Source organism: Streptomyces sp. NPDC107575, from assembly GCF_055657265.1.
Genome location: NZ_JBVKBG010000002.1, coordinates 469,794 through 488,984, shown reverse-complemented (window position 1 = coordinate 488,984; position 19,191 = coordinate 469,794). Strand labels below are relative to the sequence as shown.

Annotated in this window: 20 protein-coding genes; 8 read left to right on the top strand and 12 right to left on the bottom strand. The window is 72.6% G+C overall.

The genetic code is table 11. The features are described from left to right. Nucleotides 1-2 precede the first annotated feature (2 nt). A complete protein-coding gene (locus tag ACZ7L4_RS08885; RefSeq protein WP_472100992.1) occupies nt 3-698 on the bottom strand; it encodes an ABC transporter ATP-binding protein in 696 nt (231 codons plus the stop codon). Further along, a complete protein-coding gene (locus ACZ7L4_RS08880) occupies nt 695-1,771 on the bottom strand; it encodes an ABC transporter permease (protein ID WP_472100990.1) in 1,077 nt (358 codons plus the stop codon). Before ACZ7L4_RS08880 ends, ACZ7L4_RS08885 begins: the two co-directional genes overlap by 4 nt. Before the next feature lie 135 nt (nt 1,772-1,906). On the opposite strand from ACZ7L4_RS08880, the gene ACZ7L4_RS08875 reads away from it, so the two are divergent. Together ACZ7L4_RS08875 and ACZ7L4_RS08870 are read left to right on the top strand one after the other, a co-directional pair. Continuing rightward, complete coding sequence (locus ACZ7L4_RS08875) at nt 1,907-3,088, top strand: sensor histidine kinase (RefSeq protein ID WP_472100988.1); 1,182 nt, start codon at nt 1,907-1,909, stop codon at nt 3,086-3,088. 118 nt (nt 3,089-3,206) lie between these two features. After that, the gene (locus ACZ7L4_RS08870) at nt 3,207-3,830 is read left to right on the top strand and encodes a response regulator (RefSeq protein WP_472100986.1); all 624 of its coding nucleotides are present in this window, start codon (nt 3,207-3,209) and stop codon (nt 3,828-3,830) included. Between the two features lie 4 nt (nt 3,831-3,834). On the opposite strand, the gene ACZ7L4_RS08865 is transcribed toward ACZ7L4_RS08870, so the two are convergent. Then, nucleotides 3,835-4,338 (bottom strand): universal stress protein, encoded by a 504-nt coding sequence (locus tag ACZ7L4_RS08865; protein WP_472100984.1) that lies wholly within the window; start codon nt 4,336-4,338, stop codon nt 3,835-3,837. 107 nt (nt 4,339-4,445) lie between these two features. Between ACZ7L4_RS08865 and yczR the strand changes: the two genes are divergently transcribed. Continuing rightward, on the top strand, nt 4,446-5,924 hold the full coding sequence (gene yczR, locus ACZ7L4_RS08860) for a MocR-like transcription factor YczR (RefSeq protein WP_472100982.1): 1,479 nt from the start codon (nt 4,446-4,448) through the stop codon (nt 5,922-5,924). Between the two features lie 83 nt (nt 5,925-6,007). Here yczR and ACZ7L4_RS08855 read toward each other — a convergent pair whose 3' ends face one another. Continuing rightward, nucleotides 6,008-6,325: a DUF5955 family protein gene (locus tag ACZ7L4_RS08855; protein WP_450811755.1), complete on the bottom strand. Its 318-nt coding sequence runs from the start codon at nt 6,323-6,325 to the stop codon at nt 6,008-6,010. Between the two features lie 230 nt (nt 6,326-6,555). Between ACZ7L4_RS08855 and ACZ7L4_RS08850 the strand changes: the two genes are divergently transcribed. Further along, on the top strand, nt 6,556-7,158 hold the full coding sequence (locus ACZ7L4_RS08850) for a nucleotidyltransferase family protein (protein ID WP_472100980.1): 603 nt from the start codon (nt 6,556-6,558) through the stop codon (nt 7,156-7,158). Between the two features lie 200 nt (nt 7,159-7,358). Next, nucleotides 7,359-8,981, top strand: coding sequence for a malate synthase A (gene aceB / locus ACZ7L4_RS08845; protein WP_472100979.1), 1,623 nt, complete (start codon nt 7,359-7,361; stop codon nt 8,979-8,981). A 77-nt stretch (nt 8,982-9,058) separates the two neighbouring features. Here the strand turns inward: aceB and ACZ7L4_RS08840 are convergent, their stop codons facing one another. Then, nucleotides 9,059-9,739, bottom strand: coding sequence for a TetR/AcrR family transcriptional regulator (locus tag ACZ7L4_RS08840; protein ID WP_472100977.1), 681 nt, complete (start codon nt 9,737-9,739; stop codon nt 9,059-9,061). A gap of 61 nt (nt 9,740-9,800) precedes the next feature. Here ACZ7L4_RS08840 and ACZ7L4_RS08835 point away from each other — a divergent pair, with 61 nt between their 5' ends. Continuing rightward, nucleotides 9,801-10,181, top strand: coding sequence for a class I SAM-dependent methyltransferase (locus tag ACZ7L4_RS08835; protein WP_472100975.1), 381 nt, complete (start codon nt 9,801-9,803; stop codon nt 10,179-10,181). After that, entirely contained in the window at nt 10,148-10,423 is a 276-nt protein-coding gene (locus ACZ7L4_RS08830; RefSeq protein ID WP_472100973.1) for a hypothetical protein, read from the top strand. Before ACZ7L4_RS08835 ends, ACZ7L4_RS08830 begins: the two co-directional genes overlap by 34 nt. Before the next feature lie 1,031 nt (nt 10,424-11,454). On the opposite strand, the gene ACZ7L4_RS08825 is transcribed toward ACZ7L4_RS08830, so the two are convergent. The 7 genes from ACZ7L4_RS08825 to ACZ7L4_RS08795 form a co-directional block, all read right to left on the bottom strand. After that, on the bottom strand, nt 11,455-12,372 hold the full coding sequence (locus tag ACZ7L4_RS08825; RefSeq protein ID WP_472101972.1) for a HipA family kinase: 918 nt from the start codon (nt 12,370-12,372) through the stop codon (nt 11,455-11,457). Between the two features lie 6 nt (nt 12,373-12,378). Beyond that, on the bottom strand, nt 12,379-12,957 hold the full coding sequence (locus tag ACZ7L4_RS08820) for a GTP-binding protein (RefSeq protein ID WP_472100971.1): 579 nt from the start codon (nt 12,955-12,957) through the stop codon (nt 12,379-12,381). Continuing rightward, nucleotides 12,938-13,369, bottom strand: coding sequence for a DUF742 domain-containing protein (locus ACZ7L4_RS08815; RefSeq protein WP_450811763.1), 432 nt, complete (start codon nt 13,367-13,369; stop codon nt 12,938-12,940). The genes ACZ7L4_RS08820 and ACZ7L4_RS08815 overlap by 20 nt, the downstream gene beginning before the upstream one ends. Next, a complete protein-coding gene (locus ACZ7L4_RS08810) occupies nt 13,366-13,755 on the bottom strand; it encodes a roadblock/LC7 domain-containing protein (protein WP_472101970.1) in 390 nt (129 codons plus the stop codon). Before ACZ7L4_RS08810 ends, ACZ7L4_RS08815 begins: the two co-directional genes overlap by 4 nt. 53 nt (nt 13,756-13,808) lie before the next feature. Continuing rightward, nucleotides 13,809-16,097, bottom strand: coding sequence for a sensor histidine kinase (locus tag ACZ7L4_RS08805; protein WP_472100969.1), 2,289 nt, complete (start codon nt 16,095-16,097; stop codon nt 13,809-13,811). A 52-nt stretch (nt 16,098-16,149) separates the two neighbouring features. Continuing rightward, nucleotides 16,150-16,932 (bottom strand): MHYT domain-containing protein, encoded by a 783-nt coding sequence (locus ACZ7L4_RS08800; protein ID WP_472100968.1) that lies wholly within the window; start codon nt 16,930-16,932, stop codon nt 16,150-16,152. Nucleotides 16,933-17,231: 299 nt separating this feature from the next. Further along, the gene (locus ACZ7L4_RS08795; RefSeq protein WP_472100966.1) at nt 17,232-17,876 is read right to left on the bottom strand and encodes a winged helix-turn-helix transcriptional regulator; all 645 of its coding nucleotides are present in this window, start codon (nt 17,874-17,876) and stop codon (nt 17,232-17,234) included. Nucleotides 17,877-17,982: 106 nt separating this feature from the next. Between ACZ7L4_RS08795 and ACZ7L4_RS08790 the strand changes: the two genes are divergently transcribed. Then, nucleotides 17,983-19,191, top strand: a complete 1,209-nt coding sequence (locus ACZ7L4_RS08790; RefSeq protein ID WP_472100965.1) for a pyridoxal phosphate-dependent aminotransferase — start codon at nt 17,983-17,985, stop codon at nt 19,189-19,191.

The following is a 19,191-nucleotide window of genomic DNA, read 5'->3' as shown; positions in this document are numbered from 1 at the left end:
ACTCAAGCCGCACCAGGGCTTGACTCAACGGGCACGCCGATCCCGCCGTCACGCATCTCCCGCACCTCGTCCGCCACTGCCAAGTGGTCGCGGTCGTGTGTCACCAGGACGGTCGCCGTCTCGCGCTCCCTCGTCAGCTTGCGCAGCAAGTCCAGGACCGCCGCGCCGCGTTCGTGGTCGAGGGCGCTCGTTGGTTCGTCCACCAGGAGGACGCGGGGCTCGTTGATCAGGGCGCGGGCGATGTTCACGCGTTGGCGCTGACCGCCAGAGAGCTGGTGCGGGCGGCGGTGGGACTGGGCGGAGAGGCCGACCGCGTCGAGCAACTCGTTCGCCCGCTCCCGTACTTCCCGCGGTTTGCGGCCCTCCAGGTGGGCCATCACCTGGAGTTGTTCCAGCGCGGTCAGCGACGGCAGCAGGTTCGGCTGCTGGAAGACGATGCCGATCGCGCGGCGGCGCAGTTCCGCCGATTCCGTGCGGGTCAGGGCCGTGGCCTCCGTGCCGTCGACGACCACGCGGCCGCTGTCGGGGGTGACGAGCGTCGCCGCGACTGCCAGGAGACTGGACTTGCCTGAGCCGGAGGGGCCCACGACCGCCGTCAGGCCGCCGGCCGGGACCGACAGGTCGATCCGGTCGAGGGCCGTGAGGCGTCCGTCCCCGTCGGGGTAGGTCAGGGTGATGTCGTCGAGCAGCAGGGTCATCGGGCGCTCCCGAGTGCGGTGAGGGGGTCGACGGCGGTGATCCGCCGGATGGAGAGGGCGGCGCCCGCGAGGCCGAGAACCGTCATCACGGCGGCCGGGCCGAGCGCGGTCAGCGGGTCGAGGACGAAGGGCACCGTGTCCGGGACGAAGGCGCCGATGAGGGTGGCGAGGCCCGTGCCGACCGCCGTGCCCGCGACCAGCATGAGGACCGCCTGGCCGAGGGCGTCCCGCAGCAGGTAGCGGGTCGAGGAGCCGAGGGCCTTCAGGACCGCGATGTCCGCGCTGCGCTGGATCGTCCAGACCGTGAAGAACGCGCCGACGACGAGCGCCGAGATGACGAAGAGGAAGCCGCGCATCAGCTGCAGCGAGCCGTTCTCGGCCTGGTAGGACCCTATGGCGGACAGGGCGCCGTCGATGGTCTTCGTCTCCGTGCCCGCCGCCTTGTCGGCCGCCGGGAGGTCGGCGCCCGCCGTCGTGCGCAGTGCGATCACTGTCGCGCGTTCGCCGCCTCCGCCTCCCGTGGGCGCGATGTGCTGCCAGTCGTCGAGGTCGGTCCAGACGACGGGTGTGTGGCTGTACGAGGCGTCGCCGGAGACGGCGGTGACGGTGAGGTTCGCGCCGCCGAGGGTCAGCTTGTCGCCCGTGGAGGCGCCCAGTTCCTTCGCCGCCTTGGTGGAGAGGACCGCCGTGCCGGGCCCCGTCGCGTCGGGTGCGAGGCCGGAGTCTCGGCGCACGCCGAACGCGGAGACCGCCGCGGTCTGCCGGCCTGCCTCGGCGTTCACCGTGCCGATGCCGATCGGCTCCGCACTCTCGACGCCGTCCCGCGCCGCGAGGTCGCGCCACTGCTCGGGGCGGACCGTGGACGCCGTGAACGACACCGACTGGCCGTCGGCGGGCCGGGCGAAGGCGAGGTGGTCGGCGGGCAGCCCGGTGAGCGCCGACGTATTGTCCCGTGCGAGCCCCGCCGTCAGTCCCGACAGCAGTCCCACGAGCAGCGTGATCAGTACGATCACGGTTCCCATCAGGGCGAACCTGCCCCTGGCGAACCGTAGATCTCTCCATGCGACGAACATGCGGTCAAGACTGCTGCTCCGGGGCCCGCGCGGGCATCGCGCCACAGCACGCTTCACCCGAATCGAAGGGGGGACGTGCCTTTCAAACTTTCGGTTGACCGGTTCCGTGCGCGGGCTTCGTACGCTGGTGAGGGTATGGATCCACGTTCGCTCACCCCCGCTCTGCGCGCCCTGCGCCTCTGTCTGCATCTGCTGACGGCCGGCCTGCTCGCGCTCGTCGTCGTACGGGCGCTCACCGGGCGGTCCGAGGAGCCGGTCGCGGCGGTGGTGGCGGTGGCCGGGGCGATGGGTGTCGTCTACGGGGCGGGCGCGGCGCTGCCCGTCGTGCGGTCCACGCGGGCGGGCGCGGCGTGGTGGCTCGCCGTGCTGGGGGTCGTGTGGGCGGCGCTGCTCGTGCTCTCGCCGGACGCGCTGTGGCTGGCGTTCCCGCTGTACTTCCTGCTGCTGCATCTGCTGCCCGCGCGCTGGGGCGTGCCCGCGGTGGGCGTCGCCGCGGGCGCGGCCATCGCCTCGTACGTGGGGCACGACGGGGCGGTGAACCCGGGGGCGTTCATAGGGCCGCTGCTCGGCGCGGCCGTCGCCGTGGCGACCGTGCTCGGGTACCAGGCGCTGTACCGGGAGAGCGAGCGCAAGCAGCAGCTGATCGACGAGCTGGTCGCCACGCGCGCGGAGCTCGCCGAGGCGGAGCGCGCCGCCGGCACGCTCGCCGAGCGGGAGCGGCTGGCCCGCGAGATCCACGACACGCTGGCGCAGGGCCTGTCCTCGATCCAGCTGCTGCTGGTCGCGGCCGGGCGCGAGCTGCCGGCCGGCTCCCCCGCCGCCGGACACGTCGAGCAGGCGCGGGCCACCGCGCAGGACAACCTCGTGGAGGCCCGCCGCTTCGTGCGTGCCCTCGCCCCGCCGGACCTGGACGTCGGCTCGCTGGCCGGGGCCCTCGACCGGCTGTGCGCCACGGCGCCGGGCCTCACCGCCCGCTTCTCGGTCAGCGGCACCCCGCAGGAGCTCCCCACGCCGTACGAGGTGGCGCTGTTGCGCATCGCCCAGTCGGCGCTCGCCAACACGGTGCTGCACGCGGCCGCCCGCCGCGCGGAGATCACCCTCAGCTTCATGGAGACCTCGGTGGCCCTGGACGTGGTGGACGACGGCGCGGGCTTCGACCCCGAGCGGGCGCCGGGCGGCGGCGACGGCGGGTTCGGCCTCGTCGCGATGCGCTCCCGGGTGAGCGAGCTCGGCGGCACGTTCACCGTCGAGTCGGAGCCGGGCCGAGGCACGGCCGTCGCGGTGACGCTGCCGCTGCCCGCCGGGGGTGCGGCGTGATCCGGCGCGGCGGGCCGCGGGCCGTGTGCGGCGTCGGCACGCCCGTCGCCGTCCACTCGACACCGGGCGTCGGCACACCCGTCGCCGTGCCGACGCCGCTGCTTTCCGGAGGTGCCCAGTGATCCGGCTGCTGCTCGCCGACGACCACCCCGTCGTACGCGCCGGGCTGCGGGCCGTGCTCGACGCGGAGGCGGACTTCGCGATCGTCGCCGAGGCGGCCACCGCCGAGCGGGCGGTGGAGCTGGCGGGAGACGTGGACGTCGTCCTCATGGACCTGCAGTTCGGCGCGGGGACGATGCACGGCGCCGAGGCCACCGCGCGGATCGCGGCCCTGGCCGACGGGCCGCGCGTCCTCGTGCTCACCACGTACGACACCGAGGCGGACATCCTCGCCGCCGTCGAGGCGGGGGCCTCCGGCTATCTGCTGAAGGACGCGCCGCCGGAGGAGCTCGCCGCGGCCGTCCGCACCGCGGCGTCCGGGCGCTCCGCGCTCGCGCCCGCCGTCGCCGACCGGCTCATGGACCGGATGCGGGCACCCGCCGAGGCGTTGAGCCGGCGCGAACTGGAGGTCCTCCGGCACGTCCGGGACGGCCTGTCCAACGCGGAGATCGCCCGCGAACTGTTCCTGAGCCAGGCCACGGTGAAGTCCCATCTGGTGCACATCTACGCGAAGTTGGGAGTGGACTCGCGTACGTCGGCGGTGGCTCGGGCGACGCGGGACGGGCTGCTGCGGCGGCGCTAGGACTTCAGGGGACCACCTGGAAGTCCGTCGCCCGCATCCGCTTCAGCGCCCGCAGGTCCGCCCGCTGGAACGGCCGCACCGGCACGGTCAGCACCGGGCACACCGCGTGCCGCCGCACGTGGCGGTGCGCGGCGCGGCGCAGGCTCCGGGGACGTACGCCGACCACCAGCAGGTCGTCGGGGCGCGCCGCGCGTTCCACCAGGGCCGGTCCGGGGCGGTCGCGCACCACGCGGAGCGTCACGTCGAGGTCGGGCGGAAGGCCGCCGAGCGCCTCGGCGAACGCCGCCGCCAGCCGGGCGCGGGCCTCCTCGTACCAGTGCCGGGCCCACGCGGCGTCCGGCCACCGCCGGTACATGGCCTCGCCCTCCGGCGGCTCCCACGCGAGCACCGCCAGCAGGGGCCGGTCCGACCGCCGGGCCTCGGCGACCGCCGCACGCAACGCGGCCAGGCTCGCCGGGGAACCGCCGACCCCCACCACCACGCGCCCGCAGAGCCGCTCGCCGTCCATGACAACCCCCTCCTCACCGCGGCCTCCTCCAGGCCACTCCTCGCCGATCGAGTCCCACTCTGTACGCTGATTGGCCTGGACAGCAGGGCCAATCACGGAGATGTGGCATGGGCGATGGTGCGGTGGTCCGCAGCGTGGACGGCGGCGGACGCGGGCTCGGTGGCAGGCGGCTCGGCGCGCTCGTGACCGGTGTGGCCGGGGAGCGCCCCGGCTACCGCGCGCTCGCGCAGGGCGTGCGGACGCTGCTGCTCGACGGGCGGATCCCGTTGCACACACGGCTGCCCGCGGAACGCGAGTTCGCGGCCTCCCTCGGGGTCAGCAGGGCCACCGTCACGGCCGCGTACGACCTGCTGCGCGAGAGCGGCTACGCGCGCAGCAGGCGCGGCGCCGGGACGTGGACCGAGCTGCCGGAGGGCGCGCGCCCGACGGTCGTGGCGACGCCCGCCGCCGGGGACGACGTGATCGATCTGGCAGTGGCGGCGCCCGGGTTCCTGGAGGACGAGCTGTCGGCCGCGTACGCCGCCGCGGCCCCGGACGTGGCCCGGCACGCGGTCACCAACGGCTACCACCCGTACGGCCTTCCGGAACTGCGCGCCCAGATCGCCGAGCGGTACACACGGCGCGGCCTGCCCACGCTGCCCGAGCAGATCCTGGTCACGACGGGCGCCCAGCAGGCCGTGTCGCTCACCCTCACGCTGCTCGGCAGGCCGGGCGACCGGATCGTGGTGGAGAACCCGTCGTACGCCAACGCCCTGTCGGTGATCCGGCAGTTGGGGCTGCGGACCGCGCCGGTCCCGGTCACCGAGGACGGCTGGGACGTCGAGCTGATCGGCGCGACGCTGCGGCAGTCGGCACCCCGGCTCGCGTATCTGATCCCCGACTTCCAGAACCCGACGGGCCGGCTCATGCCGAGCGAGCAGCGGCGGCAGATCATCGCCGCCGCGCGGGCGACCGGCACCTGGCTGGTCATCGACGAGACGATCGCGGACATCGCGCTCGACGGGGTGAGCGAGCCGCCGTTCGCCTCGCTCGCCCCGCCCGGCGGGGGCGAACAGATCGTCACCGTCGGCTCGTTGAGCAAAGGGCACTGGAGCGGGCTTCGGGTCGGCTGGGTGCGCGCGGGCACCCGCCTGATCACCGAGCTGACGGCGCTGCGGGTCACCGCCGACATGTCGGGCTCGGTCCTCGACCAACTGGTGGCGGGGCGGCTCCTCGACCGCGAGGAGACCATTCTGCGCGGCCGGATCCCGGTGCTGCGCGAGCGCCGCGACCGGCTCGCGGAGGCGCTCGGCCGCGAGTTCCCGGACTGGCGCTGGCAGGTGCCGCCCGGCGGACTCTCGCTCTGGGTGGACCTGGGGCGGCCGATCGCCTCCGCGCTCGGGCGGGCCGCGCTGAGGCACGGGGTGCGGATCGAGGGCGGATCGCGGTTCGGCGCGGACCCGGGGACGTTCGAGCACCGGCTGCGCGTCCCGTACGTCCAGCCGGTCGAGGCCGCCGAGGAGGCGGTGCGGCGGATCGCGGCGGCCCTCGACGGCGGGCTCGGCGGGGCGGGCGAGGAGCCGGGGCGGCCGCACTGGGTGGCGTAGGGCCCTGCCGCAAAAAGAAAGGGGCCGCACCGAATGGCGCGACCCCTTCTCGGTCGTTCGTGGGCTACTCGTCCACGAGAACCTCAGCCCTTCGTGGGCGGTCCCCCGAACAACTCCACGGCGCCCCTGACCTGGGACAGCGCCCCGGACAGCGCGCTCACCGAACCGATCGCCCCCGCGACCAGCAACAGTGAGCGACGCAGCCTGGGCACCTCGGGCCGGCCCCCGCCGGCCATCGCGTCCAGCGCCGCGAGCTCGTCCTCGGCGATCCCCCGGTCGGGAAACTCGACCGGATGCGCGGCGAGTTCCCGGCGCAACCGGGACACCGCGGTGCGCAGCTCGTCCACCCGCGGGTCCTCGTCGCTCCCGGTCACAAGCCTCTGCTCCACGCTCCGCAACACAGCTCTCCCCCTCGCACGTCCTTGTGCGTGTGTTGTCCTGCTCAGGTACTTCTCGTACTTCTTGAGTCCTACTACCGCGTAACCCGGCCGGAGCGTCGGTCGGGCGTCCAACTCGGGTTTGTGGCCGCCCAGTTAACGCCACGCGCAAGCGTTTCGCCAGTCCGTTGCGCAAGGCAACTGTGAAAATCCGAACGACTTCGATCGCACCTTGCGTGCGATATGCAGGGAGCATGACGACAAAGAGCACTGGCGTGGTTGCGGGACTCCTGCTCGCGGCGGGTGGCGGGAGACGACTCGGCGGCCGACCCAAGGCGCTCCTCGAACATCGCGGTCGGCCGCTCGTGGAGCACGCGGTGGGGATTCTGCGCGCGGGGGGATGCGATCCCGTGCACGTGGTACTCGGGGCGGCGGCCGGCGACGTAAGGAAGCGGGCCGCGCTGGAGGGATGCCAGGTGACGGAGAACCCGGACTGGGAGGACGGCATGGGGTCCTCGCTGCGGGCGGGACTCGAAGCGCTTGCGGACACGGAGGCGGACGCCGCGCTCGTCCTCCTGGTGGACCAGCCGGGGATCGGCCCGGCGGCGGTGACGCGCGTACTCGCGGCGTACGACTCCCCCGCCTCGCTCGCGGCGGCCTCCTACGACGGGGAGCGCGGGCATCCGGTGCTGTTCGGCCGGGACCACTGGGCGGGGATCGCGGCGAGCGCGAGCGGCGACCGCGGGGCGCGCGCATACCTCAAGGAGCGCGCGGGGGTGCTGGAGCTCGTGGAGTGCGGGGACATCGCCGAGGCGTACGACATCGACACGGAAGCGGATCTGAAGCACCTTGAGTAACAGAGCGTGGCACCCAGGGCCACGTTCTGTCGACTCTGAGAATCTCGACGTCAACAAACCTTGAACTTCCACAATGAGGAAACTAATATCCACTGTTGAGAAGGGCCGGTCCCCCGAAGCGGGGCCAGCAGCCATACCCAGGCGGCCCCGGCACCCCGTGCCGTACGGGTCGTTCGCTCGCTGAAGGAAGTGACAGCCACATGTCCGCACCAGCGCCGTCCCCGCTGGCCATCGTCGACGCCGAGACCCTGCCCGGGCAGGACGAGGTGCTCACTGAAGCGGCCCTCGCCTTCGTGGCCGAGCTGCACCGCCTTTTCACGCCCCGGCGTGACGAGCTCCTCGCCCGCCGCGCCGAGCGCCGCGCCGAGATCGCCCGCACCTCCACGCTCGACTTCCTCCCGGAGACCGCCGCCGTCCGCGCGGACGACACCTGGAAGGTCGCCGAGGCCCCGGCCGCCCTGAACGACCGCCGCGTCGAGATCACGGGCCCGACCGACCGCAAGATGACGATCAACGCGCTGAACTCCGGCGCGAAGATCTGGCTCGCCGACTTCGAGGACGCCTCCGCCCCCACGTGGGAGAACGTCATCGGTGGCCAGCTCAACCTCACCAACGCCTACAACCGCGCCATCGACTTCACGGACGAGCGCTCCGGCAAGTCGTACGCCCTGAAGCCCGCCGAGGAACTCGCCACGGTCGTCATGCGCCCGCGCGGCTGGCACCTGAACGAGCGCCACCTCGTGGACGAGAGCGGCAAGGCCGTCCCCGGCGCGCTCGTCGACTTCGGCCTCTACTTCTTCCACAACGCGAAGAAGCTGATCGAGCTCGGCAAGGGCCCGTACTTCTACCTCCCGAAGACGGAGTCGCACCTGGAGGCCCGCCTCTGGAACGAGATCTTCGTCTTCGCCCAGGACTACGTCGGCATCCCGCAGGGCACCGTGCGCGCCACGGTCCTGATCGAGACGATCACGGCCGCGTACGAGATGGAGGAGATCCTCTACGAGCTGCGCGACCACGCCTCCGGCCTCAACGCGGGCCGCTGGGACTACCTCTTCTCGATCGTGAAGAACTTCCGCGACGGCGGCGCCAAGTTCGTCCTCCCGGACCGCAACGCGGTCACGATGACGGCCCCGTTCATGCGCGCGTACACCGAACTCCTCGTGCGCACCTGCCACAAGCGCGGCGCGCACGCGATCGGCGGCATGGCGGCCTTCATCCCGTCGCGGCGCGACGCCGAGGTCAACAAGGTGGCCTTCGCGAAGGTCCGCGACGACAAGGACCGCGAGGCCGGCGACGGCTTCGACGGCTCCTGGGTCGCGCACCCGGACCTGGTCCCGATCGCCATGGAGTCCTTCGACAAGGTCCTCGGCGAGAAGCCGAACCAGAAGGACCGCCTGCGCGAGGACGTCTCCGTCGCGGCCGGCGACCTGATCGCCATCGACTCCCTCGACGCGAAGCCCACCTACGACGGCCTGGTCAACGCCGTCCAGGTCGGCATCCGTTACATCGAGGCGTGGCTGCGCGGCCTCGGCGCCGTCGCGATCTTCAACCTCATGGAGGACGCGGCCACCGCCGAGATCTCCCGCTCCCAGATCTGGCAGTGGATCAACGCGGGCGTCGTCCTCGACAACGGCGAGCCCGTCACCGCCGAGCTGGCCCGCAAGGTCGCGGCGGAGGAGCTGGCGAACATCAAGGCCGAGGTCGGCGACGAGGCGTTCGCCGCGGGCAAGTGGCAGCAGGCCCACGACCTCCTGCTCCAGGTCTCCCTGGACGCGGACTACGCGGACTTCCTGACGCTGCCGGCGTACGAGCAGCTCGGCTGACGTTTCGCGGATCGTGCGGGGCCCGGCGCCGGGGTGGCGCCGGGCCCTTGCGCGTGGTCGGTTTGCGCGTCGTCGGCTTACGCGTGATCGGTGCAGAGATCGCTGGTCAGGGCCGCGCGGGCCCAGGTCTCCCAGGCGTCGGGCGACCAGCCGCGGTCGCGGACGAAGACCAGGTAGAGCTCCGGGCTGAGCAGCCCGTAGAGCAGATCGGCGGCGCGGGCGACGCCGACGCCGGCGCGGGCGTCGGGCTTGCGGACGAGTGCTTCGGCCGCGGCGTACTGGACGGTGTAGCGCGGGTCCGGGCCCGCGGGCCACTGCGCGGCGATCTCGGGGTCGGTGGCCGCGGCGGCCGCGATCAGCGGCATGATCGGGGCGACCCGGCCGAGGATCTCGCGCACTCCCCGCACGTGGGCGCGGAGTTGCCCCTCGGCGGTGGGCTCGGCGCACGCGTCGCGGAACCAGTCCCGCTCCATCGTGGCAACCGGTTCGGCGTCGCCCGCGATGGACGTGTCGACGACGTCCTTGAACAGCGCGCGCTTGTTGCCGAACACGAAGTACACCGTTTGGACGGCCACGCCCGCGCGGTCCGCGACCTCCTGAAGGCTCGTCGCCCCGTACCCCTGCGCGACGAACAGGTCCCGCGCGGCGGCGACGACCTTCTCACGGGTGCGCCGCGAGCGCTCGGCCCGCTTGTCGGGGCGCTTCTCGGGGCGCACGTCCTCGCTCTTGCTCTTGTCGGATCCCTTGACCGCGGCCATGCCGGGAGTCTATCTCTAGAGTCAGACACTAGAGTTCGACTCTAAGTTCTTGGGGGCAATGATGCGCGAGACCGAAACGTGGACGGCCGCGGAGCTCGACCAAGAGGCGGCGGTGCGCCGCGCGCTGGAGGACTACTACCGGGACGGCAGGCCGCCGTGGGACTCCGGGGTCACACCGCCCGAGCTGGTGGGCGTGGTGGAGGGGCCCGGTGCGCTGCCGCCCGGCCGCGCCCTCGAACTCGGCTGCGGCACGGGGACCAACTCCGTGTACCTGGCGCGGCACGGCTGGCGGGTGGCGGCCGTGGACCTGGTCGACCGGGCGGTCGCGCGGGCCCGGGAGAAGGCCGAGGCGGCGGAGTGGACGTCACGGTGCTGTGCGGGGACGCCACGCGGCTCGACGAGGTGGGGGTGCGTGGGCCGTACGACCTGTTCTTCGACCTGAGTTGCTTCTGCGGCATCCCGACGCATCGCCGGGACGCGTACGCGGCGGGTCTCACGGCACGGGCGGCGCCGGGGGCACGCCTGCTGATGTTCGGCTACGGGCCCGGGGTCCTGGACACCACGTTCTCCGGGGTCACGGCGGACGAACTCCGCGCGAGGTTCACGGGGTGGCGGCTGACGGACGTAACCCCTGGCACGAACCCGTTCCCGACCTTCTGGTTCACGCTGCACCGCGAGGGCTGACACCCGGTCCGCCGGCCGCCCTCCCACCGTTCCGGCGCTCAACTCCCGCCCACCCGGCCCCTGGTGCCGACGGCTGACACCCCGGGCCCGTCGGCCGACCCCGCGCCCCTCCGGCCGCAACGCCCGAGGGGCGCACGGCGCCGGCCGACGGCGACCAGCTCAAGTGGCGCACCCCGCATCCCGCGACCGCGACCGGCTCACGAGGGCGCCCCCGGCACTCGACTCCGCACCGTCCTGGCGCTCAGCTCCCACCCTCCCGCCCCCTCCGGGGGCTCCCGGTCGAGGGGCGTCGGCCCCGCAGGATCAGGGGAAAACCACCGCACGCCCTGCGGCGCGCCGCGAACCGGAGCACCAGAGCCCAGAGAACCGGGACGGGCGCGGAGAGCCCGGGCGCGGAGAGCCGGGGCGTGGAGAGCCGGGGCGTGGAAGACCGCGGCAGAAACCCGGGGCACGGAGAACCAGGGCGCAGAGGACCCAGGCGCGGAGCACCAGAGCCCAGAGAACCGGGACACGGAGAGCCGGAACCCAGCAAACCCATGGCGCAGAGGCCCGAGTCGCGGCGAACCGGGGCTCAGGGGACCTGGGAGCGGAGAACCAGGGCACGGAGAACCAGGGTTCAGAGGACCCATGCGCAGAGAAACTGCGGCGCAGAGGGCCGTGGCATGGAGACCCAGGGCGCGGAGGGCCGTTGCACGGAGGGCCCGGCGGTGCCCCGTTGGGCCGGAGCCCCCGGAGGGGGCGGGTGGGTGGGATGTGGGCCGGGGGAACGCGATCAAGGGAGGGAGGGCGGACGGGGCCCACAGGGAGCAGAGCAGGGGACTACTCGCATGCCCTGCGGCGCGCCGAGGGTCGGGGAGCCGGGCACCAGGGAACCGGGGCGCGGAGGGCACGGCGGCACCCCGTCGGGCCGAAGCCCCCGGAGGGGGCGGGAGGGTGGGACGTGAGCGGGGGCCCGGTCAAGAGCGGGGGGCCCAGGACCGGACCAGGGGGCCGCGCCCGCGCACCGGGGCGTAGACCCGCGCGCAGCGGGGTCAGCCCACGTGGCGGGACCAGTCCTGTTCCGCCGGGGGCTTTCCGTGGAGGTCGGGGACGCGTTTCAGCCAGGAGGGGCGGCCCCGCTCCGTCGCCGCCGCGCGCTTCGCGTCCGCCGCCGCGAGTTCGTCGCGGGACGGGAAGTCCGTGGGCAGCCAGGAGACGGAGGTGCGGGCGCGGGCCAAGAGGTAGGTGACGTACGCGTCCCGCGCCTCGGCCGGAGTGGGGAAGTCCGCCGTGAGCCAGGCGTCGGGGACGAGGGCGAGGATGTCGCGGAGGAGGCCCTCCGTGACCCTCGGCGCGAGTTCCGCGTCCGCCGCGCGCGTGGCCGGGCCGTACCCGCCGAGCGCATGGTGCCGGAAGTCGTACGTCTTCGCCGGGTCCGCACCGTCCCAGCGGTGGTGGAAGACGAGCGCCGCCCCGTGGTCGATGAGCCACAGCTTCGGCGGGGCGACACCGAGCGTGGGCCAGACCATGAGGTTCGAACTGTGCACCGTACGGTCCACGTTGACGGTGAGCGCGTCGAGCCACACGACGCGGCCCGCCTCCAGCGGGTCGACCGGGAAGGACTCCGCGACCTCCGGCGTGAAGTCCACGGCGCCCGGCAGGAAGTCCATGCCGAGGTTGAGACCGCCGCTCGCCTCCAACAGCTCCTTGACCTCTTGGTGCGGCTCGTCCGCCCCGAGCGCCGGGTCGAAGTGCGCGAGCACCAGCTCAGGGAAACGCAGCCCGAACGCGCGCGCCAGCTCACCCACCACGATCTCCGCGACGAGCGCCTTCACGCCCTGCGCGGACCCGGTGAACTTCAGCACGTACGTGCCGAGGTCGTCCGCCTCGACCACACCGGGGACGGAACCACCGGTGCGCAGCGGGTTCACGTAGCGGGTCGCGGTGATCTCTCTGAGCCTTGGCACCAGGTCAGGCTATATCTCCTGCTGCAGCAGCTGTTCGAGGAGCGAGATCAGCGTCTCCTTGCCGGACTCCCGGTCCCGGGCGTCGCACAGCACCACCGTGGTGTCCGGGCCGAGGTCGAGCGCGCGGGAGACGGCTTCCGAGGAGTGGGACCGTACGCCGTCGAAGCAGTTCACCGCGACGATGAACGGGATGCCGCGGCTCTCGAAGTAGTCGACCGCGGGGAAGCAGTCGGCGAGCCGGCGCGTGTCCGCGAGGACGACCGCGCCGAGGCACCCCGTCGCCAGCTCGTCCCACAGGAACCAGAAGCGGTCCTGGCCCGGCGTGCCGAACAGGTACAGCGCGAGGTTCTCGCGCAGCGTGATGCGGCCGAAGTCCATGGCCACGGTCGTCGTCGACTTGGTGGTGACGCCGTCGAGACGGTCCACGCCGCGCGAGGCGACCGTGAGGTCCTCCTCGGTGCGCAGCGGACGGATCTCGCTGACGGACTCCACCAACGTGGTCTTGCCGACCCCGAAGCCGCCCGCGATCAGCACCTTCAGGGCCGTGAAGTCGGCGCGGGCGGTCGGGTCAGAGTGCGCGAAGGCCATTGATCACTTCTCGGAGGAGGTGGGCGTCGGGGCGGGCGTAGGCGGCGGGTTCGCCCGTACCGGGGTCGGGGGCGGAGGCCTGCGGCGGCACGACGGTGACGAGGGACTTCGCCGCGAGGTCGCCGAGCAGGACGCGGACGACGCCCAGCGGGAGGCCGGAGTCGGAGGCCAGGTCGACCAGCGGGCGCGGGCCGCGCAGGCACAGGGCGAGCAGCTCGCGCTGTTCCGGCGGGAGCGGGCCCTGCGGTCTGGTGCGGGTGGGGCGGACGATGGCCATGAGGTCCATGCGTTCCGCCCCGTTGCCGGTGCGGGCACGGCCCGCGGTCATGGCGTAGAGCCGGACCAGGGGCCCCGCGTCCTCGTCGTAGCGGTCGGACCAGGCGTCCATGCGGTCGGGGGGCTGTGACGTCACGGGGTATCGCCGTCCGAGCGGGTCGGTACGCCGAGGTGCTCGCGGACGCGGTCGACGAGCAGGGCCATCTCGTACGCGACGAGGCCGATGTCGGCGTGTCCGTCGGTGAACACGGCGAGGCAGGAGCCCTCGCCCGCGGCCACCACGAACAGGAAGCCGCCCTCGAGTTCGACCATCGTCTGGACGACGCCGCCCGCGTCGAAGTGGCGGCCCGCGCCCTTGGCGAGGGAGTGGAAGCCGGAGGCGATCGCGCAGAAGCGTTCGGACTCGTCGCGGCCGAGGCCGGTGGAGGCGCCGACGCAGAGGCCGTCGCCGGAGAGCATGACGACGTACCGGACTTCGAGGACGCGGGCGGCCAGCTCGTCGAGGAGCCAGTCGATGCCCATGGGGTGGTCGTCCTGGCCGCCGCCGCCCAGGCCGGTGACGTTGTACGTCGGGGTCATCGGGGTCCTCCGTCTTCCTCGCGGGCGGCGCGGGCGCGTCGGCGGCCCGAGCTCAGCGACGTCATGGTGGCGCGGGCGGCCTCCGGGGACCGTCCGCCGGCCCCCTCGCTCTGCGCGGGCGCGATGTCCCGCAGCTCGGGGCTGATGCTGGCCTGCCGCACGCGCTGCGGAAGGTCTTCTCCGGTGCCGGTGCCGGGGTCTGCGCCTCCCGAATCGGGTGCACCGCGCCGGGGTGCCGCCTTGCCCACCCTGCCGCCCAAGGCGGCAGATTGCCCAAGGCGGGACGGCTTCCCTTCAGGCCCGCGACGGGTGGGCAAATCAAGCCCCGCCGGCGATTGAGGCGCGGGGTCCGGGGCGGAGCCCCGGGGCGTAGGACGGTCGACCGACAGATTCGCCAACAGGTGCTGCGGGATGAAGACGACCGCGGTGATGCCCCCGTAGATGGACCGCCGCAGCGTGACGTCCAACCGCTGCCGCTCCGCGAGCCGATTGACCACGAAAAGCCCCAGCTTGCGGGAATCGAGCAGGTCGATGTCACTGGCCGTGATCCGCGCATTCGCATCGGCCAGCGCCTCGTCGCTCATCCCGAGCCCCCGGTCCTCGATCTCCAGACAGGCACCCGCCCCGACCGGTTCACCGCGGACCACGACGGGCGTGTGCGGCGGCGAGAACGCCGAGGCGTTCTCCGCGAGTTCGGCGACGAGGTGCACCAAATCCGCGACCGCCGAGCCCGCGAGGGACAGCTCGGGGATGTCCTGGAGCTGGACCCGGTCGAAGTCCGGCGTCTCCGCGAGCCCCGCACGGACCGCGTCGATCAGCGGCACCGGATTGCGCCAGGCACGCCCCGGCGCCGAACCGGAGAGGATGAGCAGGGACTCGGCGTGCCGGCGCATGCGCGTCGTCAAGTGGTCGATGCGGAACAGGTCCTCGAGGTCGGTGGGGTCCTCCGTGCGGCGCTCCATCGCGTCGAGGAGGTCGAGCTGCCGGTGCAGCAGCACCTGGCTGCGGCGGGCCAGCGACACGTACACGCCGGAGACACCCGTGAGGACCGCCGCCCGGTCCGCGACCGCGCGCAGCGCCGCGCGCTGCACGGTGGTGAGGGCCGCGCCGACCTGACCGACCTCGTCGCTGTGCGGGGTCTCGTCGAGCGGCGCCTCCTTGTCGAGGTCGACGTCCTCGCCGTTGTGGATGCGCCGCATGGAGGCGGGCAGCCGGTTCGCCGCCATGTCGAGTGCGGCGTTGCGCAGTCCCGTGAGGTCGGCGACGAGCCCGCGCCCGATCCGTACCGACAACAACAGCGACACGATCACACCGACGAGACCGAGCAGCACGGCGATGCCGGAACTGCCCAGGGCGGAGAGGGAGTACGGCTCGGCGCCCGCGGCCTCGTCGATCGCGCGCGACTCGGCCTTGTCCAGGGCGGTCAGGGTGGCGTGCGCGTCCGACTGCCAGCGCCCGGCGGGCACCGCGTCGGCGGCGTTCTTGGAGCCCGCGGCGAGGACCATGTCCTGCACGTGGCTCAGGTCCTCGGCCCCCGCGGTGCCGAGCGCGGCGCGGAAGGCGGCGGCGTCGCGGCCCGACAGGTCGGGAAGCGCGGCCTCGGTGAGGCTGCGCTGCACCGCCACGTCGCCCACGAAGTCGCGGTACTGGCCGGGCGTCATGCCCCCTTCGGCCGCGTGCGCGGCGCCGAGCACCGCGTCCTGGCGGCTCAATGCGTCGCGGGCGCGGGCGAGTTGGAGCAGCGTACGGGCCGTGTCGCTGTCGGCCGCCGCGAGTCCGGCCCGTACGGCCATGGCCCGCTGGACGGCGGTGTCGTAGCCGCCGATGACCTCCGTGCCGCCCCGGGCGCCGGCCTTCTGGCGCGGTCCGGACAGTGATTCGGCGCTGAACTTCAGCTTCTGGATGCGGTCGGGAAGCGCGGCGTCGAGGTCGGCGAGGTCGGTGCTGATGGAGCGCAGGCCCGCGGTGAGCGCGTCGACGGCCTTGTCAGTACGGGCCGCGGCCTCGGTGAAGTCCTGGCGCGTGGTGGCGTCGTGGGCGGCGCGGTACTTCATGGCGGCCGCGCGCTCGCCCTGGACGGCGACGGTGAAGCGTGAAATCGGCGTGACGAGCGCCGAGTTCACCTCCTTCAGCTGCTCCTTGTCGGATATCTGGGACGCCGTGGTCACCGCGGCGTGGCCCCACAGCGCCATCACGGAGACGACGGGGACCGTGAGCAGGGTGACGACCTTGGCTCTGATCGATTTGGAGCGCAGCCGTTCGGGCAGCGCAAAGCGCGCGGGCATGGGAAAGCTCCTCGGCCGGGCCTGAGTGGTGTGAGGGGGTGGGGAATCGCGGCTACGCGGCGGGCAGTTCGACCTCGTGCAGCGGACGGGCGGCGGCCTCGCTGCGCGCCCGCTCGTCGGCCGTCGGCGACAGCGCGACGAAGGCACAGGTGAGGAAGAGGAACGAGCCGAGCACGACGGCGAGCGGCAGGATGAACGCGGTCGCGGTGGCGCCGGACAGCGGCGCGGTTCCCGGGTGCACGGCGACCTTCACGGCGGCCATCCCGGTGTAGTGCATGCTGCTCACCGCGAGGCCCATCACGAGGGCGGCGACGGCCGCGATCACGGGTCCGCGCACGGACAGCGCGGCCCACAGCGCGGCGGACGCGGCGACGACGGCGATGACCACGGAGGCGGCGACGAGCACGGGGTCGTAGGAGAGCGAGCCGTTGAGCCGCACGGCCGACATGCCGATGTAGTGCATCGCGGCGACGCCGAGCCCGGTGCCGAGGCCGCCGAGCAGCACGGACAGCGCGCGCGATTTTCCGTATCCGGCGAAGAACACGCCCGCGCCGACGACCACGATCGCCACGAGCAGGCTCAGGAGCGTCAGGGGGATGTCGTAGCGGATCGCCGTGCCGTCGACGGCGTAGCCGAGCATCGCGATGAAGTGCATCGTCCAGATTCCGGCGCCGATCGCGACGGACGCGGTGAGCAGCCAGTTGCGCTTGGACCGCTGTCCGGCGGCCTGGGCGCGGGCGGTGCAGCGCAGCCCCAGCGCGGATCCCACGACCGCCATCACATAGGACAGGACGGGGGTGATCCAGCCGCCTGTCATGTGGTGCATGTGCCCCACGTTTTCCTCTCACTCTTCACAAGGATTGGCATCGGCCCCCCGACCGACCGGGACGCTAACACGCATGTGACGGCTTGATCAGAGCGATAATTGGCCCGAATCAGTGGGGTTACCGACTGGTAGAGCCCGAGTTCATGGGGTCTTCACAAAGTGGCGCGTCGTGTGACCGCGGGCGTGGTTGCGACTCTTGTCACGCCGCGCCTCGGGACGGTCCGGACATTGCCGCTGTTCCTCGCGGGACGCCCATGAGGAGAGGTTTCAGGAGGTGCCGCTCCCTGGAGAGGGACGTGGATTCAGATTCAGGAGGTGCCGCCGCGCAGCGATTTCGCCAGCGCGCCCTCACCCGTCACGGTGACGCGTCCGCCGCGCACCGCCTCGACCAGGCCGACCGCGCCGCGGGCGACCTCGCCGCACACCTCGGCCTCCAGGGTCAGCCGCGCGTCCGGCTCCCCGCCCGGGTACACCCCGTCCCCATATACGGGATGTACGGGCTCCGCGCCCACCCGTACATGGAAGACCCCCTCGTCGACCCGGACCTCCACCGCACCCGGCTCCCCCAGCTCCTCCAACTGCCGCGACAACGGCAGCGCCAGCCAGTGCGCCCGCACCGCGTCGGTGGGCCTGCGCTCGGCGAGCTCCGGGGCGCCCCACTCCCCCAGCGCCTGCAGTACGGGCAGCAGTCCGCGGCCCCGCTCGGTCAGTTCGTACACGTACGCGGAAGCGGGCGCCGGCAGCCGTCGGCGCTCGGCGATCCCGTCCCGCTCCATGCCCTTCAGGCGCGTGGCCAGCATGTCCGTACTCACGCCCGGCAGATCGGCGTGCAGGTCCGTGTAGCGGCGCGCCCCGGCGAGGAGTTCGCGCACGATCAGGAGGGTCCAGCGGTCCCCGACGGCGTCGAGGGCGCGGGCTGCGGCGCAGTACTGGTCGTAGCTTCGGCTTGGCATGACGCGCAGTCTATGCAACTTGTTGGACTTTCCAAGCACCCACTTGGTAAAACCAAGCAACAACGGTTCAGCACAGTGGCACCTGGTCCGCCTGGAGGGCAAGCGCATGGAGTTCCGGCAGTCGAGCAAGCTGAGCGAGGTCTGTTACGAGATCCGCGGCCCGGTGATCGAGCATGCCAACGCCCTTGAGGAGGCGGGCCACAGCGTGCTGCGCCTGAACACCGGCAACCCGGCGCTGTTCGGCTTCGAGGCGCCCGAGGAGATCGTCCAGGACATGATCCGGATGCTCCCGCAGGCGCACGGCTACACGGACTCGCGCGGCATCCTCTCGGCGCGCCGCGCCGTCGCCCAGCGCTACCAGGCGCTCGGCCTCGACGTCGGGGTCGACGACGTCTTCCTCGGCAACGGCGTGTCCGAGCTGGTCTCGATGGCGATCCAGGCGCTCCTTGAGGACGGGGACGAAGTCCTCATCCCGGCCCCGGACTTCCCGCTGTGGACGGCCGTCACCACGCTCTCCGGCGGCAAGGCCGTCCACTATCTCTGCGACGAGCAGTCGGACTGGTACCCGGACCTCGCCGACATGGAGTCGAAGATCACCGACCGCACGAAGGCGGTCGTCATCATCAACCCCAACAACCCGACCGGCGCGGTCTATCCGAAGGAGATCGTCGAGGGCATCCTCGATCTCGCCCGCCGGCACGGCCTGATGGTGTTCGCCGACGAGATCTACGACCAGATCCTCTACGACGACGCGGTGCACCACACCGCCGCGACCCTCGCCCCGGACCTCGTCGTCCTCACCTTCTCCGGTCTGTCGAAGACGTACCGGGTGGCCGGGTTCCGCAGCGGCTGGATGGTGGTCACGGGCCCGCAGCAGCACGCGAAGAACTATCTGGAGGGCCTCACGATGCTGGCCTCCATGCGGCTGTGCCCGAACGCGCCCGCCCAGTACGCCATCCAGGCCGCGCTCGGCGGCCGCCAGTCGATCCATGAACTCACCCGGCCCGGCGGGCGCCTGCTCGAACAGCGCGACAAGGCGTGGGAGAAGCTGAACGAGATCCCCGGCGTGAGCTGCGTGAAGCCCAAGGGCGCGCTGTACGCCTTCCCGCGCATCGACCCCAAGGTGCACAACATCGTCGACGACGAGAAGTTCGTCCTCGACCTGCTGCTCCGCGAGAAGATCCAGGTCGTCCAGGGCACCGGCTTCAACTGGCCGACCCCCGACCACTTCCGCATCCTGACCCTCCCCTACGCCGATGATCTCGATGCCGCGATCAGCCGGATCGGGCGCTTCCTGAGCGGATACCGTCAGTGA

What these genes read in the sequence shown, in the direction of transcription:
- ACZ7L4_RS08885 (WP_472100992.1), bottom strand. Translation starts at nt 698, where the DNA reads ATGACCCTGCTGCTCGACGACATCACCCTGACCTACCCCGACGGGGAC.
- ACZ7L4_RS08880 (WP_472100990.1), bottom strand. Translation starts at nt 1,771, where the DNA reads ATGTTCGTCGCATGGAGAGATCTACGGTTCGCCAGGGGCAGGTTCGCC.
- ACZ7L4_RS08875 (WP_472100988.1), top strand. Translation starts at nt 1,907, where the DNA reads ATGGATCCACGTTCGCTCACCCCCGCTCTGCGCGCCCTGCGCCTCTGT.
- ACZ7L4_RS08865 (WP_472100984.1), bottom strand. Translation starts at nt 4,338, where the DNA reads ATGGACGGCGAGCGGCTCTGCGGGCGCGTGGTGGTGGGGGTCGGCGGT.
- yczR (WP_472100982.1), top strand. Translation starts at nt 4,446, where the DNA reads ATGGGCGATGGTGCGGTGGTCCGCAGCGTGGACGGCGGCGGACGCGGG.
- ACZ7L4_RS08850 (WP_472100980.1), top strand. Translation starts at nt 6,556, where the DNA reads ATGACGACAAAGAGCACTGGCGTGGTTGCGGGACTCCTGCTCGCGGCG.
- aceB (WP_472100979.1), top strand. Translation starts at nt 7,359, where the DNA reads ATGTCCGCACCAGCGCCGTCCCCGCTGGCCATCGTCGACGCCGAGACC.
- ACZ7L4_RS08840 (WP_472100977.1), bottom strand. Translation starts at nt 9,739, where the DNA reads ATGGCCGCGGTCAAGGGATCCGACAAGAGCAAGAGCGAGGACGTGCGC.
- ACZ7L4_RS08835 (WP_472100975.1), top strand. Translation starts at nt 9,801, where the DNA reads ATGCGCGAGACCGAAACGTGGACGGCCGCGGAGCTCGACCAAGAGGCG.
- ACZ7L4_RS08820 (WP_472100971.1), bottom strand. Translation starts at nt 12,957, where the DNA reads ATGGCCTTCGCGCACTCTGACCCGACCGCCCGCGCCGACTTCACGGCC.
- ACZ7L4_RS08810 (WP_472101970.1), bottom strand. Translation starts at nt 13,755, where the DNA reads ATGGGCATCGACTGGCTCCTCGACGAGCTGGCCGCCCGCGTCCTCGAA.
- ACZ7L4_RS08805 (WP_472100969.1), bottom strand. Translation starts at nt 16,097, where the DNA reads ATGCCCGCGCGCTTTGCGCTGCCCGAACGGCTGCGCTCCAAATCGATC.
- ACZ7L4_RS08795 (WP_472100966.1), bottom strand. Translation starts at nt 17,876, where the DNA reads ATGCCAAGCCGAAGCTACGACCAGTACTGCGCCGCAGCCCGCGCCCTC.
- ACZ7L4_RS08790 (WP_472100965.1), top strand. Translation starts at nt 17,983, where the DNA reads ATGGAGTTCCGGCAGTCGAGCAAGCTGAGCGAGGTCTGTTACGAGATC.